This window comes from Mesorhizobium sp. M0317 (assembly GCF_040321555.1).
Taxonomy (GTDB): Bacteria; Pseudomonadota; Alphaproteobacteria; order Rhizobiales; family Rhizobiaceae; genus Mesorhizobium.
On the sequence record NZ_JAMYRV010000028.1, the window covers coordinates 68,455 to 84,555 of the forward strand.

Annotated in this window: 7 protein-coding genes and 1 pseudogene; 4 read left to right on the plus strand and 4 right to left on the minus strand. The window is 59.8% G+C overall.

Translation table 11 applies throughout. The features are described from left to right. Window positions 1-281: 281 nt before the first annotated feature. Complete coding sequence (locus tag NKI88_RS19720; protein WP_352656706.1) at window positions 282-542, minus strand: DUF4242 domain-containing protein; 261 nt, start codon at window positions 540-542, stop codon at window positions 282-284. A 49-nt stretch (window positions 543-591) separates the two neighbouring features. Continuing rightward, window positions 592-4,146, minus strand: coding sequence for an adenylate/guanylate cyclase domain-containing protein (locus tag NKI88_RS19725; protein WP_352656708.1), 3,555 nt, complete (start codon window positions 4,144-4,146; stop codon window positions 592-594). Window positions 4,147-4,425: 279 nt separating this feature from the next. Here NKI88_RS19725 and NKI88_RS19730 point away from each other — a divergent pair, with 279 nt between their 5' ends. Further along, a complete protein-coding gene (locus NKI88_RS19730; RefSeq protein ID WP_352656710.1) occupies window positions 4,426-5,799 on the plus strand; it encodes an FAD-binding oxidoreductase in 1,374 nt (457 codons plus the stop codon). Between the two features lie 403 nt (window positions 5,800-6,202). On the opposite strand, the gene NKI88_RS19735 is transcribed toward NKI88_RS19730, so the two are convergent. Then, window positions 6,203-7,033: a DUF1194 domain-containing protein gene (locus NKI88_RS19735; protein WP_352656712.1), complete on the minus strand. Its 831-nt coding sequence runs from the start codon at window positions 7,031-7,033 to the stop codon at window positions 6,203-6,205. 211 nt (window positions 7,034-7,244) lie between these two features. On the opposite strand from NKI88_RS19735, the gene NKI88_RS19740 reads away from it, so the two are divergent. Then, a complete protein-coding gene (locus NKI88_RS19740) occupies window positions 7,245-12,050 on the plus strand; it encodes an nSTAND1 domain-containing NTPase (protein WP_352656714.1) in 4,806 nt (1,601 codons plus the stop codon). Between the two features lie 373 nt (window positions 12,051-12,423). Here the strand turns inward: NKI88_RS19740 and NKI88_RS19745 are convergent. Then, window positions 12,424-12,594, minus strand: a pseudogene (locus NKI88_RS19745) (transposase); the annotation flags it as partial. A gap of 259 nt (window positions 12,595-12,853) precedes the next feature. On the opposite strand from NKI88_RS19745, the gene NKI88_RS19750 reads away from it, so the two are divergent. Together NKI88_RS19750 and NKI88_RS19755 are read left to right on the plus strand one after the other, a co-directional pair. Continuing rightward, entirely contained in the window at window positions 12,854-14,623 is a 1,770-nt protein-coding gene (locus NKI88_RS19750) for a type I secretion system permease/ATPase (RefSeq protein ID WP_352656716.1), read from the plus strand. Next, window positions 14,610-15,956: an HlyD family type I secretion periplasmic adaptor subunit gene (locus tag NKI88_RS19755; RefSeq protein WP_352656718.1), complete on the plus strand. Its 1,347-nt coding sequence runs from the start codon at window positions 14,610-14,612 to the stop codon at window positions 15,954-15,956. The genes NKI88_RS19750 and NKI88_RS19755 overlap by 14 nt, the downstream gene beginning before the upstream one ends. The last annotated feature ends 145 nt before the right edge of the window (window positions 15,957-16,101 follow it).

The following is a 16,101-nucleotide window of genomic DNA, read 5'->3' on the forward strand; positions in this document are numbered from 1 at the left end:
TGCGACCGTAAGCCTCGTCGCCGGCAATGTCTGCTTTCACAGGGTGGCAAAGGTGCCCTCAACGGCTGACAAGAGGCGCATTGCTGACCGGCAGCCTTGGGGCCGGAAGATGACCGACTGGTTTTAGGTCAACGGTCTAAAAGAAGCGGACATTCCGCTGAGATGTCACATCGGGCATATTCCTTACGGTCAATCGGCGGGAAGCGGATGCTTAGGTGCATTACCAAAGCGGCCTCCGGCTTTTTGGCGTACTCGCGACGGTTTTGCCGGTCAGGATTGTGCTACGAGAACATATTCGGACCGATCTCTCCACCAATTTCAATGATCGCATCTGCGGGGATGTTGTTCCTTCGTGCCGCAGCCCGAATAGCCTCTGGGTTAGGCGCCTCGTAAAGGCAATAGCTCTTTTTCTTGTCGGCGCTGAGGAACGAGAAAATCCACTGCACGCCTTCCTGGTCATTGATCAAAGTTACACTCTCAACGCCCTCCTTTGTGAGGTTGAGCTGTTCCGCGAACTCCCTTTCGATTACGTAGCGTGGCATAAGCATGCTCCTTCTCAACGTGGTGATGCAGTGAGGCATGAGAGCCTACCTAGTGAAGCGTTCTCTCCAGCCTCTTCTGCAAACGGACCATACCCAGTTCAGCCGCGGTCACCGAGGCTTGCTCCGAAAGTGACATTGCCCTCTCAATCGCTTTCTTGCTACCTTTTTTCATAAGCAAGTTCGCATATTCAGCCTGGGAATGCGCCAGCCAAGGTCGTGATTCGCTGGCTGCGTTCATATCCATCGCATGCTCGAAGTGCTCGGCGGCCTTCCCAAAATCGCCCAGCGATGCCGACAACATTCCCAGATAGCGACTTGCCGCTCCAAAGCAGACCGTTGCGACTCCTGCCGTGATCGTCATATCCTTGTAGGCGAGCATAAGGTTGTAGATTGTCCGAGCCGCCTCCGTGTCGCCCAGACTAACAGCAACCTCAGCCACGAATGAGAGCGATGCGCTTCGCTTTCCATCCGGCGGCATTGCGAAATTAGCACGCGCTAGTTCACTCAACCTGCGTTGCGCTGCGTCCCGGTATCCCAAATCGGCCGCAACCAGCGCAAACCCTGGCAACCATGTGGTCTCGTCCGGATTTTCATCGATAAGATTCTTCATCACCGGAGCCACCTCCGACAGGCGATTCTGTTCGCGTCGGATCGTGAACATCTGCATGCCATAGACGCCTTCGACTTCCGCGCCATGCGTCTGTCTGCCCAGACCCAACGCTTCTCCAGCCAGCTTCTCGGCGGTGGTGAACCTTCCATCGAGGATGGCCATCATTGCCCTTGCGTTCCACGCAAGCCATAGAATGTTGAGCCGTTGTCGCAACGTTCCCAACTCTTCCAGCCCGTCCACGGCTTGATCGGCGCGCGCGCGGTCGCCAAGCTCAGTCGAGACGTAGACGTCAAGCGCGAGAGCGCGGCCGCGCAGGTCATCGTCGTTGATGCCGGCCGCGAGGCGCTTTATCTCATCTACCCGCGCCATCAGTTGAGTTGCCTCTGCCGCGGACTTCACGGTCCGGGGCGTTAAGAAAGGCAGGACAGAAAGTTCAAAAAGCGAAGCTTGGTCGCCTAGTTGCCGAGCCAATTTAACCCCTTCTGCGTGACATTTGGCGCTGTTCTTACTGTCGCTAAGGTAAAAATATGCACGCGTGAGGCGGCTGAGGAGTTGGCTCCGCGACCTCTGATCCTCGGGATCGAGCATACCCATTGCTTCAGTGAGCAGCTGAAGCGATTCGTCTAGCAGCTTCGAAGACAGGAACTGGGCGCCGTCAAAACCAAGAGCAGAACGAACGAAGGCCTTCGTGTCATGGGTCTCGCGAGCCAAGTGCGCGGTCAGCTTGTATTTTGCAACTGAGTCCGACAAGCGACCTGCGGCACTCAGTGCCTCCCCGAGCTTTAGGGTCGCCTCGAGCACTTCCTTTTGCCGGGCCGGTCCTCCCGGCAGGTGCTCCGCGATGGCGACAGCGTTCTGAAAGTGATCAACCGCCTCATAGTTGGCTGATTGCCCTAGCGCCCGTTCGCCGGCCTTCATCCAGTATGGCAGCGCGAGCGCACCTTGCTGTGCCTTGACATAATGCTGGGCAATGAGCTCGGGTTGGGTCACGACGAGATCCGGATATGCGTCAATGAGCGCATTAGCGATGGCTTCATGATATTGACGGCGCCTTTTGCTGAGCAGCGATTGGTATGCCGTATCCTGAATGAGCGCATGTCGGAATACCAGCGCGTCTCGCACCACACCGCCGACGACAACGAGCTGGGTAGACATGAGCTCATGGAGCGCTTCGCCGAGAGTTGGGTCATCGAGACCGGCAACCTTGGAAAGTAAGCCGCGGTCAAATTCCCGGCCTATGACAGAGGCGATTTGCGCCACCTCCTTGGCTGCCGCTGTCAAACGGTCAAGTCGAGCCATGAGAGATCCCTGCAGACTGTCGGGAATCTCAACATTGAGAGACGCCGCCTTTCCGCTTTCCAGAATCGAACGTGTCAATTCTTCCACAAACAGCGGCACACCGTCAGTTCGCTCCACGATCCTGTCGGCAAGCTGATCCGGAACGTCTGCGAGCATCGAGTCGATCAGCTCGCGCATCTGTTGCTTCGTCAGCCGACCAATGGCCAGCGTCGTCACGTGGACCAGCCCCGTGGGCCAGGTCGGCGTCCATTCGGGCCGGTGTGTTACGACCACAAGGACGGCCGCGCCATGCATGCGACGGACAACCTCTGTGAGAAATTCATTGGTCGACGGATCGATCCAGTGAGCATCCTCAACAACAAACAAAACGGGCGCCATCTTTGCCGCGAGCAGCACCCGGTTCGCCAGTGTGCGGACGATCAGTTCTTTGCGCTGTTGGGCGGAGAGATCGGGCGGCGTGAATTCACTGGCCAGATCCAGCGAGAGCAGCTCGGCATATGTGGAGCCGACTTCTGAGGGATCTTCGCCGTAACGCTGAACAATTGCGCGCAGCTTGTCTGCTCGCATCAGAGGTTCGTCGGCGGCTGTAAGACCTGCCAGTCGGCTCAGGCGCTGAATGATGGGATAAAAGGCCGAAGTGGAGTGATAGGGCGAACATTGCAGTCGTATTAACTCGGGCTGGTTCTCATGCAACCGTTCCTCAAGCGCGTCGACGAGACGCGATTTCCCGATTCCCGCCTCTCCCGATACAAAGACTGCTTGGCCTTGACCGTTTTTAGCCAATTCCCAGCGATCCAGCAGCATTCCAATTTCACTGCTGCGGCCAACGAATTTTGAGAGTGCACTAGTTTGCGCGGCATCGAAACGGCTTTCCACTTCTCGTTCCCCGTGGACCGCAAACAGCGCAATAGGCAGTCGAAAGCCTTTCAATTCCTGCGCGCCGAGGCTCTCGATCTCGAAGGATTGCCCCGCGAGCCGCCGCGTGGCGTCTGCCACCACGATCTGGCCAGGCGCAGCAGCAGCTTGCAGGCGAGCCGCGAGATTCGGAGTATCTCCTGCGATTGAGGCCCGCTCGTTTGCACTGCTGCCGGCGATATCACCGACGACCACGTGACCCGATGCAATGCCGATCCGCGCCTTCAATTGCTCGCCGCTGGGGGACTGAAAGGCCTCGACTGCAGCGAGGGCCTCAAGGCCTGCACGAATCGCACGCTCGGCATGGTCCTCGTAAGCCATGGGCCATCCAAAATATGCAAGCACGCCGTCACCTAGATATTTCGCGACGTAGCCTCCAAAGCGCGTGATCGCGCCTGCAACACTGTCCTGATAGCGTCGCGTAAGCTCGTGCATGTCTTCGGGGTCGAGTTGGGCAGATATCGCAGTCGACCCGACCAAGTCACAAAAGAGCACACTAAGCAGCCGTCGGTCTGCAGTCGGTTCTTGAGCGAGGTCGCTGGCCTGAAGTTCCGAACCCGCAGGAGAAGGTGAAGGGACCAGGGACCCGGCGAGATTTGGCTGAGCAAGTCCGGCGACAGCAGCCATGATAATTTTGCGATGCCCAAGTGAGACACCTAGCTCCTGGAGGTCGCGTTCAGTGACATGAGGGAGCGCTCGCAGGTCCACGTCGTTTTGGACGAACGCCTCCAGGTATTTGCCGAGGCCGAGCTGGCTCAGCCAGTGTTCGATCGTCTGCATCGAGCGTTTTTGCCCATGTCACCATGCTAAACTAGCGCGAAGTTAGCCATAGCACCATGCCGCACTGAGGGTCAGCTTAGTTGCGATGAGGCCTCATTTCACGATTCCCTTGGACCAAGGGCTCATTTTCGGGCAAAGTAGGCGTTGTTCTTAAGTGATGGCTGCCGGTCAACATTGTCAGCTCGGCGGCCCGTGCCGGGAGGCGGCGCGCCAGAAACTATCTGATCAACCTTCGATCCGAACTCGGAAACTCGGCATTGCGATTTCTCGGGGGGTGGAATGAACAGCGGCGCCATTGCCAAATTCGCGCAGGATCTCCGAGGCACGCTAATCGGTCGCGATCACGCTGACTATGATGAAGCTCGCAAACTTTATAATGGCATGATCGACAAGCGGCCTCTTCTAATTGCGCGCTGCATGGACGTCGCCGATGTGATTGCTGCGGTGAACTTCGGCCGCGACAGCCAAATCCCCATAGCAATCCGCGGCGGCGGGCACAACGGACCGGGGTTCGGCGGTGTCGACGATGGCCTCGTCATCGACCTCTCGACTATGAAGGGCGTTCGCGTCGATCCACAGAACCGCACGGTGCGGGTCGGGCCTGGTTGCACTACAGGCGACGTGGATCATGCTACCCACGCCTTTGGCCAGGCAGTGCCGTTCGGCATCATCTCGACCACCGGGGTCGCCGGTCTGACGCTGAGCGGCGGCCACGGCTACCTCAGCCGGCAATATGGGCTTGCCGTCGACAATCTCATCGAAGCCGACGTGGTGTTGGCGAACGGGAGTTTCATGACCGCCAGCGAAACCGAGAATGCGGATCTCTTGTGGGCGCTTCGCGGCGGCGGAGGAAACTTCGGCGTCGTGACCAGTTTCTTGTTTCGCACGCACCCGGCGAAAATGCTCTATGGCGGGCCGATCATCTTCGATGTTGGCGATGCCGCTGAGGTGATGCGCTGGTATCGTGATTTCCAGGCGAATGCTCCGGAGGATTTCTACATCTTCCTCGGACTGCAATCCGTGCCCGGCGGCGATCCATTTCCGCAGGAGCACTGGAACAAGAAGATGTGCGTCCTCCTTGTCGCGCATAACGGCGAGGGTGGAGAAGCGGCTGTCAATGCCATCCGGGCGGCTCTCCCCAAGCCACTCATCGACTGGGCGGGCCCGATTCCTTACACAGGGTTGCAGACCTTATTCGACGCGCTCTATCCGGCCGGGCAGCAATGGTATTGGAAGGGCGACTTTGTCCGAGCGCTGCCAGATGCCGCCATCCACGCGCATCTCCTGCATGCAAGCAGGGCCGGCCCGGCGTCGTGCATGCATCTTTACCCAATCGACGGGGCGGTGCATCGCCTAGGCAAGGGCGACAGCGCCTGGAACGCTCGTGATGTGACTTGGTCCATGGTGATCGCCGGGATAGATCCAGATCCGGGAATGGCGCCGGTCCTCAAGGAATGGGCCACCGACTATTGGAAAGCTGTGCATCCGTTCGACGTCGGCGGCGCGTATCCCAACTTCATGATGGATGACGAAGGCGAAGAGCGCGTCCAGGCGAGCTTCGGCGACAATTACCCGCGACTCGCCGCGCTAAAGGGCAAGTTCGACCCTACCAACCTTTTCCACATCAATCAGAACATCCGCCCGACCAGCTAGTGGTCAGGATCACAACGTGAACAGGGCTAACTCATAAACGGGGCCAAACTGGGGAGCACGTCACAGCACATCAATCGGACGCAGCCTCGCAACAATCTGTGCCGTTTCTTAACCAGTCTGCCTTCAGGAAATGCAAAAGCTGATCAAAGCTAATTGTGCCCTCCGAAAATATCAACCGTCCGCTTTTGGTGAATGGACGGGAGCGTCGCAATGGCCGAAATGAGGCGCATTGCGGTCCGGCAGCTTTTGGGCCGAAACTTGCCCTTCCGGTTTCGGAACGAAGTTGTCGACAAGCAGCCCTTCGGCCTTTGACGGCGTTCGTCGCTGTTGATGCTACCTGCTCTGTTTGATTGTCGGCAGCGACGCGCGAAGCTAGCCGTTGCTGGCACCACATTGCCGAGCCTCATCGGCCTGGCAACTGACCGATCAGGTTGCAATCGACCGTGGGGCCGGAACGCTCGGTGTACGCGGCGTAGATTACCTGATCCATGTTCATGGAGATTTCGCGAACCAGCTTTCGACGGACTGCGGTGACGAACATTGCGGCGTCGGTGACGCCGATCGCAAATGCGTCCGGTCCGCCGATGACGCAGCGCTCGAAATAGGATTGCAATCTGGAGGGGTCGTACCGCGCAAACCCGTCGGCCTCGCCAATGCGGGGTAGTGTGATAGGCAGCCCGTTGATCGTCACACCTTCCGCGAGAAGAAACTGCCGAATGGGGTCAATGAGTGCTCCGGCATTGTTCGGTCCGTCGCCGGATACGTCAATAACACGGCGCGGGCTGCGCAAGCCGCTCTTCGCGAACAGCCCATTCGCGGCCTGCAACGCGCCGGAAATCGACGTTCCCCGGCCTTCAGTCAACGACAGAGCAGCGAGCCTGTCCGCCAAAGTCAGAGCATCCTCGCGGCTTTCGACAATTGTCCACGGCACGATGACGGTTTGCTGACTTGGCCCCGCCCACTCCAGATAGAGCACTGCGATTCTTCCCAGGTCTCCCGCCTTGATTGCCATCGCGACATCCGCGTGGCGGAAAGCATCAACATAGCCGTCGCGCTGCACTTTTTGCTCAATTCTGCTCATCGACGGCGAGACGTCCACGGCAAGGATCAATTGCAAATCGACTTCGGCCAGGCCGCCCGCGGGACGGTCCGTCGAGTGAGCCTGTGGCGCTGTCGCGAAGAACAGGGTGAGCAGGAAGGCGCCCGCTAGCCGCAGCGCTGGTCTTGCACCCATGTTTCCAATCCGCACTAAGCAGTCCATAGCGAACCTCTCTCACCGACAATGGAGTGTGGAATTGTCGGTCCGGGGCATTTGCCAAGTCACGAACGGCTTACGATCATTCGCCGAAATCCGAGCTCCCCGCACGGGCTGGATGATGATCAGTCTTCGCAGCGCGAAACCGTGCTAGTATGGGACTGCGGCTTCGTGCTTTAGGGGAACCGGCTTGAATAGCTCGCCGCCTACAACGTTCGTACTCAACGGCGTGACCGCCGACGTGAGCAGGGAGACCTTGCGCGACCAGTTCAACAGGACAATCGCAGTTCGCCACCAGACCTTCGCGGTACTTCGCCACCTTCTGGAGAACGCTGATCGAGTCATCACCAAGGATGAGCTGATGAAGGCGGTCTGGAACGGGCTAGCCGTCACCGATGACAGCCTGGTCCAATGCATTCACGAGATCCGTGCGGCGCTCAACGACAGTCGCCAAGCCGTCGTGCAGACAGTGCCGAGGCGCGGTTACAGGTTGGTCCTTCCCTCAAATGCCCGACCAAGAATGATTACAATTCTGGCGGCAGAATTGGCCGCCGGGGTCCGGCCGGCAGGCCAGGATGAGCGGAGCATTGCTGCACCTACCCCGGCCTACAGGAAGGTCCTTGATCGGCTGCTGATAGAACATGCCGGTCATGTCTTCGCGAGCGTCGATGAAACAGTCCTTGCGGAGTTTGCTGGCCCTGTCGAGGCGTTGCGGTGTGCGAACGAGATCCAGTATGAGGTCGATAGACGGAACTGCGAGATTCCCGAGACAAAGCGGCTGCGCTTCCGCATCGGCGTTGACCTCGGTTACGTCGTCGCCGAGGGCGAGCACCTCAGGGGCGAGGCCGTCGAGGTCGCAGGTTATCTTCAAACCTTGTCACGCCCCGGCGGGATTTGCATCACGGAAGCAGTCCGCTCCCAGGCTCAGGACCACCTCTCGCTGGAATTCATCGATCTCGGCGAGCACAAACTGAAGGATGTCGCCCGTGCCTTGCGCATCTACCGCGTATGTCTTGCGTCCGAGGAACCGGTCAGGTCGCCATTTCGCGGTCTCGATGCCTTCGAATTCGAAGATGCCTATCTATTCTTCGGCCGAGCGCGCGCGATTGCCGCCTGCACTGCCAGACTGGAGCAGCAGGCAGCAAGCGGCACGGCATTCCTGCTCATCTACGGAATGAGCGGTTGTGGCAAGTCTTCCCTCCTGTGCGCTGGCCTGCTGCCGTCATTGACGCGACCTGGAGCCGTGGCAGGCATATCCTTGTGGCGCCGCTGCCTGATCCGCCTCTCCGAAGGACCGGATGCATTCGCTGTGTTGGCTGCGGCGCTGCTTCACGACGCCGCTGTGCCGGAGCTGTCCTCAGAAGCAACAGCCGCGGAGTTTGCTCGTCTCTGCATGAGCACGCCGGATCGAGCCCTGGCGATGGTCCGACAGGCACTTCGCAAGGCCGCCGGGCCGGCCCGCTCGCAGATCAGACTGCTTGTGGTCATCGATCAACTAGAGGAGCTGTTCACGACGGAGAAGCAGCCGGCGATGCGCGAGGCCCTTGTGCGGTTCATGGCGGTGCTGGCCGCGAGCGGACTGGTGTGGGTGATAGCGGCCATCCGTTCGGATTTCTTTCACCGCTGCGGTGAGGTCCAAGGTTTCTCGGCGCTCAAGGACGGCCTCGCCAGCTACGAACTTCTGCCACCAACCGGCCCAGAGATCGCGCAGATGATCCGTGAACCTGCGGTCGTGGCCGGGCTCCGCTTCGAGGAGAGTGCCGAGTTGGGGCGGCTCGATGACGTGCTGCAGGCGGCAGCAACTGCCGACCCAGGATCATTGCCGCTTCTCGAGTTTGTCCTCGACGCGTTGTACCAAGCCAGTGGCGACCGACGCGTTCTCACCTTTGCGCACTATCGTGCGCTTGGCGGGCTCGAAGGCGCAATCGCGCGCCGCGCCGACGAAGTCCTGGACTTGCTGTCGCCCGGGATCCAGGAGGCCTTGCCCGCGGTGCTGCGCGCCCTCACCACGGCGAACCTAGGCGATGAAACGGTCACGGCACGTGCGGCCCTGTATACAGAAGTCGCGGGCACTCCCGCGCGATCGGCCCTCATCAGGGCATTAATCGACGCCCGGCTCCTCGTCAGCGACGAGGACGCCGCAGGGCATGTCTTCGTTCGTCTTGCGCATGAGGCACTGTTGAGCCGTTGGCCGCGCGCCGGTGACATTGTGAATGCAAACCGCAACTTCCTCGCGACGCGCGAACGCCTGAGGGCTGACGCCCACCGATGGCACCTGGAAAGCAGGAATCGAGAGCTTCTCCTTCCGTCCGGCAAACGTCTGGCGGAGGGAGAAGAGTTGATGCTGTCAAGGCGGGAGGAGGTCGACGATGCCGTCCTTGAATACATCGAGGAGTCCTTGCGTGCCCATCGGCAGGAGGAGGAGAAGGACCGTCGCGCAGAGCTGGCGCTGATCGAGGCCGCCCAAGAGGCAAAACGCGAGCGCCTGGAGCGCGAGGCCGAGCGCCGGAGCCTCGCGGCTGCCGCAGCAAACCGGCTTGCCCGACGGACACGGAACGCCGCTATCGTGGCAATAATGCTCGCTCTTATGGCGGGTGCAGGCGCACTGGTCGCGTTCAAAGCGCGGGAGGAAGCAAGAGGCCAACGCGATCAGGCGCTGCGCAATCAGTTCCTTTCGCTCTCGTTCCTCTCGGAGCGGTCCGCCGCGGCGGGCAACACCGAGGCTGCGATCCGGTTGGCGCTTGAGGCGCTACCCTCGAAAGAGCAACCCGAGCGGCCATATCTCTTTGAGGCGGAGGCAGCTCTCTTCAAGGCGCTGCTGGCGCACCGGCAGATCAAAATCCTCCGCCCTGGCGCCGGTGTGGCGGATGCGGCATTCAATCCTACAGGTGATCGCATCGTCACCACATCCTATGACAGGACTGCAGCAGTCTGGGACATCTCCAGCGGTGCCGAAACTGCCATTCTAAAAGGTCATGAAGGGGCCGTGGAGAGGGCCGAATTCAGCCCCGACGGGAGCCGTATCCTGACGGCCGCGAGGGACGGCACGGCACGTCTCTGGGACGCCGTCTCGGGAGAGCAGCTCTACATCCTGCGGCCGGTAGGCAATTACCCGACGGCAATCTTCAGCCCGGATGGCACCCGGGTGCTGACGGCGGGAGAGAACAGCGATGCAACGCTCTGGGATGCTCGGACCGGAAAGAAAGTCCTAGGTGTAAGCAGCGACGCATATACGCGTGCTGCTTTCAGTTCAGACGGCCGCAGCTTCGCGACGGCAGGCAAGCATTTTGTTTCGATCTGGAATACCGCAGACGGCGCGCTGACACGGTCGATCCGAGTGACCTCCTGGCCCTACACCCTGGCGTTCAGCCCGGACGGAAGCCGGATGGTGGCCGGCCCGTGGGGTTGGCATTCACACCGCGACACTTCCAGCCTTTTCGATTTGTCGAAAGGAACGGAGATCGCAAAGTTGGCCGGCAGCAAGAGCGACACGCAATTGAACGGCGTGATTTTCAGCCACGGGGGTCAGCGGATCGCCACCATATCACTGGATGGCACTGCCCGGATTTGGGATGGATCGTTAGGAACGCCGGATGATGTGCTCGGCCAGGAGGTTTCAGGGTTGAAACCTGACATCGACACAGATGAACGCGATGTGGAGATGAACGGTGCTTTCACCCCGGACGACCGCTTCCTTGCGACCGCCTCGATGAATGGGCCGATCCGCGTCTGGGACGTTGAACGCGCCTCGTTGGTCACGACCATCGCCGGTCATGAATCTTTGGTTGAGCATCTGGAATTCAGCCCGGTTGACAGCAACATTCTTCTCACTGCTTCACACGATGGCACCGCTCGGCTGTGGGATGTCGACGGTGCCCTGACGACGGCGCTCTCACATGAATATCGCCCGACTTTCGCGGTCTTCAGTCCCGACAACCTCCACCTGCTGACCGGCGGCGGCGACAGCGCAGCGCACCTGTGGAATGTCGTGAGCCGGCGCGAGATAATCCGCCTCGACACGCACGAGATCATTCAAAGCGCCTCGTTCAGCCCAGATGGGAGGCGCGTCGCCACGGCGTCTCTTGAGGGCGTGGTCCGGATTTTTGACGTGGCCACGGGACACGAGACCGCCCAGTTCCGATCAGATGCCGGACTGATCAAGATCCAGTTTGGTCGCGATGGCAAATCGCTTGTTTGCGCATGGATCAACGGCACCGCGCAACTGTGGGACGCGACGACCGGCGCCGAACTGGCTGTCATCCATACAAGCATCAATCTGCCGCAAGCCATTCTTAGCCCTGACGGACGTCGGATCCTCTCGGCCAGGGAAGACAATGTGGGACACCTCCTAACGACGAGCGGAGCCGAACTACGTGCTCTTGTGGGGCATCAGGATCGCATCACGGCGGGGGCCTTCAGCCCTGACGGTCAACTCGTCGCCACGGGCTCACTCGACCACACGGCCCGAATTTGGTCGACCACCGAGGGGACAAGCGTTAGAACGCTGGAGGGACATACCGGCGCTGTGACGGTAGTCGCCTTCAGTCCCGACAGCCAGTCGCTGCTGACTGCTTCACGCGATGGAACCGCCCGGATCTGGAGCGTCGCAGGCGGTCCGGAAAGGGTTCTCAGGGGCCACAGCGGCGCGCTGGACAGCGCCGAGTTCAGCCCCAATGGCTTGTATGTCGTGACCGCGTCGACCGAAGATCGAACGGTGCGGTTGTGGGCGGCGCAATCGGGGCGCCAGATTGCCGTCCTTGGGAGCCAGGACGAAGCAACCTTTCAACGGGGCTTTACACACGCAGCTTTCAGTTCCGACGGCACCCATGTCGCGATTGTTTCCGGCGAACAAAGAGTCAGCATCGTTCGCGTCTTCCAGACACCCGACGAGCTTATTGAATTCGCCCGGCGTACCGTCCCTCGCGAACTGACCCCTTGCGAGCGGCGAAGCTTCTTCCTTCCTGAAGTCCCTGCAAACGGCACCTGTCCGGGCTGAGGCGACAACGGTCAGACTTTGTGGTCTTCTGAACCGCCACCCGTCCGGCCCGAAACGTTATGACCGAGTGGATCAATCTGGGTCCGGACGGCGTGGCGCATAACCTTGGGATTTGGCTTGCCCGTCGGATTGGCTCGGGCCCGACCACGATCATAGCGTTCACTTGTGATGTCTACTTTTGAAAAGCGACGGAGGCGACCTTGACGGCTGCAATCAGGCGCTTTTCCGATAGGCAGCTCTACGCGCGAGAGGGTAGCAAGGTCACGCAAGTTCCCGCGTGGGCGGCGTTTGTACACTCGGTGTATGCAAACGCCCGGTTGTGTGCGTCAAGTTCTGCAAAATGGGGCAGCCATGATGCTGGCCATGATGCTGGTCATGCGGCATGGGGCAGAGCGAGCTTCTTGTGCTCGCGCAGGTCGTCCATGTTGATGTATCGGTTGGCCTCCATCCAGTTTTCGTTGGTCTCGACGGCCAAGGCCCTGACCAGGCGCAGGCAGCTTTCGGTGTTGGGGAAGATGCGCACGACATAGGTGCGCCGGCGGCACGAGATTTTTTCTAGGAGCGGGGCTTGGCGTTTAAGTGATGGAGGGCGTTCGACGGGCACATAGCGCAGGCATGCTTTGGCCCGGGGATACAGCCAGACTCATGCCGACCGAGGTCTACCAACGCGACGCATCGGGCTAGCACCGGCGGTGTTTACTATGGCTATCAAAAGAATCCCAACCGATAGCGTGGCAACCCCGTATGATATATAATGATTGTCTAATTTGACCGCTTATCCCGGGGGGGAGGCAATTTTGGGGATGTCCATTTCTACAGGCAGAAAGGTGCTGTCGAGGAGCGTGGTCGAAATGGGCCTCTTCTCCGCGGTGATGAACACCCTAGTGCTAATTCTGCCTCTCTATATGCTGCAGGTATACGATCGAGTTTTGCCCGCCGCAAACCTGGATACTCTCACCTACCTTACCTTGCTTGCGCTTTCGTCGCTTTTGCTTTTCGGAGTGCTCGAAGTCGTGCGGGGCGTATATGCAAGCCGACTCGCCGTGCGGCTCGATTTTGCGTTGGGTGCATCGTCTTTTCTCGCAGCAATGAGCGGCCCACGCGCCGGGCTCGGCGATGTCCAGGCCTTGCGCGACTTGGCCACCTTGCGTGGGTTCATCGCCTCGCGAACCATCTTCTTTCTATTCGACCTCCCTTTTGGGCCCATCTTCGTGGGCCTGCTTTATTTCATCCACCCGTTGCTCTTCCTTGTGACGGTCGCTGGAGCGGTTCTCATGGTTTCCATCGCCGTGCTGAACCAGGTCGCGAGTTCGCGGCCTGGCAAGGAGGCGGCGGAGAATCTTAGCGCGGCAATGAATTCAGCGCAGGCCTTCGCGCGAAACTTCGAAACGGTTCGCGCGCTCGGCATGGTGTCCAATGCCATAGAGTTCTGGGGCACCCGTTTTTCGGGATCTCTGCACGCCTCCGATGGGCTCGCTCGCACCAACGCATTTTATGGCGGTGTGTCCCGCACCACACGATCGGTACTGCAAATCGCGATATTGGGCGTCGGTGCTTATCTGGTTCTGCACAACGAGATGACCGCCGGTATGATATTTGCGTCGTCGATGATTTCGGCGCGCGCCTTGCAACCCCTTGATCAGATCATTGGAAGTTGGCGGCAGGTCATCGACGCCAACCTTGCATGGAAGCGGCTTTCAGCTGCCCAATCAAGGTCCGGACCAGAGGAAAAAGTTGCCTTGCCAACGCCTGAAGGGGCGTTGAGCGCAGATCAAATAGTCTATCATCTTCCGGGTTCGGCCGACGGGTCGCTGCCGCTGATAAAACGCTTGACCTTTGAAGTAGGCGCCGGCGAAACAGTAGCGATCGTCGGGCCAAGCCAGGCTGGAAAATCGACGCTGGCGCGGCTCATCGTTGGTGCCATTGAGCCGCGTTCCGGAGCGATCCGCATCGATGGCGGCGATATTCGAAACTGGGATCCGGAGGAACTCGGCCGTCATATTGGCTATCTTCCGCAGGATGTGGAACTTTTCCCAGGGACCATCGGCCAGAACATCGCACGTTTTGAGCCAAATGCGCCTGATGAGAAATTGGTTCGAGCAGCCCAGCAAGCGCAGGTGCATGACCTTATCCTGGGTCAGAGGGACGGATATTCGACGGTGATCGGCCCCACCGGCGTTCGCCTCTCGGGTGGCGAGCGTCAGCGCATTGGGCTCGCGCGCGCCTTTTACGGCGACCCCAAGGTACTGGTTCTCGACGAGCCCAATGCAAATCTTGATTCCGACGGTGAAGCCGCACTCGAGCGGGCGATCATCCAGGCGCGTTCACGAAAAACGACCGTGCTCGTCATAACCCATCGGCCTTCGCTCGCAGCCAAATGCGATCGCATCCTCATGCTGCGCAATGGCCAGGTCGAGATCTACGGATTGACCAAGGACGTGCTCGACCGACTTGCCGAGCGACGGGGCCAAGCGGCGGCGGCCGCGGCCGCTCATTCGCATGACAACGAAGGAGTGGTGCCTTTCCCGTCACCTGCTCGCGTGGAGGTAAAAGCCGCTAATGACGGTTCCTAGCCAAACCATCGAGACGGGTGCCAAGGTGTATCGCTGGCAGCGCAACATCGATACCCGCACGGATCGGATTACGCTGGCGGGATATGCAAGCGTGGCCGTTTTCGTGCTCGGCTTCGGGTTCTGGGCAGCCACGGCACCGATTGCCGGAGCAACGATCGCGCCAGGTGTGGTCGCAGCAGCAGGGCAGAATGTGATGATCCAGCACCTCGAAGGAGGTGTTGTCGGCAGCATTAGAGTTCGCGAGGGTGACAGGGTCTTAAGAGGCCAGGCCCTGATCGTGCTCGATCCGACGGTGGCGCAGTCCCAGCTCAACCGCGTTCTCAAGCAGTGGGTTGCACAAAAAGCTGAAATCTCTCGGCTCGAAGCAGAACGGGACGGCCTTGAGAAAATTGTCTTGTCCAGTGACCTGGGAGCCTATTCAGGCGCTTCCGAATATAGCGGTGTCTTCGGAGAGCAAAACAAGGAATTTCAGGCGCGGCTAGCGCGCTACGGCGCCGAACAGGGCATTCTGAAGCAAAGGGTGGCAGCCCTTCAGGATGCCGTTGTCGGGTTAAAGGCCCAGAAGGAGGCAGCGGAAAATCAGCTCGCGATCGTCAACGAGGAGACGGAAAGAAAAAAAGAGCTGCTGAAAAAAGGACTCACGAATCGTTCCGAATACACCGATCTTCTGCGCAGCACTGCCGAGCTTGTCGGCCAGGCGGGATCGCTGGAAGCGCAGATCGCCAGTTCGGCGACCCAGACTGTGGAAGCGCGTCAGCAGATCGAACGGCTCACAACAAGCCGGGTCGAGGATGCTGTCACGGAATTGAACAAAGCACGGGCGCAGGTGGCGGATCTCGAGGAACAAATCAACGCTGGCCGATCGGTCCTGGACCGGACGACGATCCGGGCGCCGGTGGACGGTATCATCGTTCGATCGCTCTACAATTCTGAAGGCAGCGTCATCCGTGCGGGGGAGGTGGCGATGGAGCTTCTGCCGACCACGAACGAGTTCATCGTCGAGGCCAGGATAAAGCCCGAAGACATCGACTCAATTCGCGTCGGGCAGGACGCAAATATGATGTTCACGGCGCTCAATGCGCGCACGACACCGAAAGTGCCCGGAAAGGTGTTCTACATTTCGGCGGACCGGCTGATAACACCCAGCACGGGACTGCCTTACTTCACCGTCCGCCTTAAAATGGCCGACAAGCTGCCACCCCAGGTCAAGCCCGAGCAGATCTATCCAGGCATGCCGGTCGAAACATTCATTTCAACAGGCGAACGAACGTTTCTGGCTTATCTGACCAAGCCCCTGGTGGATTCGTTCCAGCGCGCCTTCCGCGAGAGATAGGCCCGCCTGCCTCCTGGATATCGCAAGTTTCAGATGTGAAGCGGGGGCCCCGGGAAAAACGCGCCCCCCCGCACGTTTTGGCCCCGGGGGGCGCATACCCCGCCGCACGGTGAGAACTGCCCCGGGGGTGAAAGCACCACGGGGG